1 pseudogene is annotated in these 1,017 nt (G+C 41.8%); it reads right to left on the reverse strand.

Features of this window, described 5'->3' with window-relative positions:
• A pseudogene (locus DC083_RS10090) lies at nucleotides 1-1,017 on the reverse strand (hypothetical protein); the annotation flags it as partial.

The raw sequence follows: 1,017 nt of genomic DNA on the forward strand, positions 1-1,017 counted from the left end.
ATTTTCACAGAACCCGTAGTGCCTAGATCAAGATCTTTGGCAAGATCGATTTGGATAGAACCATCTGCATTTGCGGTTGTGACGATATTCTTCGCATCGGTTGCATTATTTGCACCACCAAGAATATCAAGTTTTTGATTCAACTTACGTTCAACCACAACTCCATCGTTATCCGCACCAAAGAGTAAGCCATCATCAAGACTTGCGACCTCTTTCTCATTGCCGTCTTTATCTTTGTACACAATACGGACCTCGCCATCTTTTCCATTTAAGCCTGGCGCTCCATCTTTCACTGCAATATTAAGAGTTGGTGCATCTTTACCCGCTTCACCTTTTGGACCGGTAAGACCGATTGATCCATCTTCGCCATTAATAACTACTGATGAACCATCTTTTCCGGTAACACCAATCTTACCGTCAACGCCATCTTTTCCGTCTTTTCCAGCTTCACCAACTTGGATATCGCCTAAGCCACTTAGGTTCTTCGCCATTTTCACAACAAGGTTGCCACCCTCAACATCAACACGTAGATTTTCATCACTCGCATCAATATTGTCAGCTAAACCACCTTTAATGGTGACTTTATCGCCAAGTTTTTTACTTACTTCCCCACTGTTACCTGCAAATGTAAGGCCTGTATTTGTTAAATTCGTACCTAATGCATCTAACTGATCTTTGTTGACAGCATCTTTACCATTTACACCATCGGCAACATTCGTGATTGTTTTACTTCCGGCATCGACACCATTTGCGGTAATACTTGGACCATTTGCAATAGTTAATCCTGTATCACCTAATGTGACATTATCACCTACTTTAACGCCGTCATTATTAACGGTCGTATTGCCTGTTTTCACAGAACCCGTAGTGCCTAGATCAAGATCTTTGGCAAGATCGATTTGGATAGAACCATCTGCATTTGCGGTTGTGACGATATTCTTCGCATCGGTTGCATTATTTGCACCACCAAGAATATCAAGTTTTTGATTCAACTTACGTTCAACCACAACACCATCG

This window comes from Ignatzschineria ureiclastica (assembly GCF_003121845.1).
In the GTDB taxonomy this organism is placed as follows: Bacteria; Pseudomonadota; Gammaproteobacteria; order Cardiobacteriales; family Wohlfahrtiimonadaceae; genus Ignatzschineria; species Ignatzschineria ureiclastica.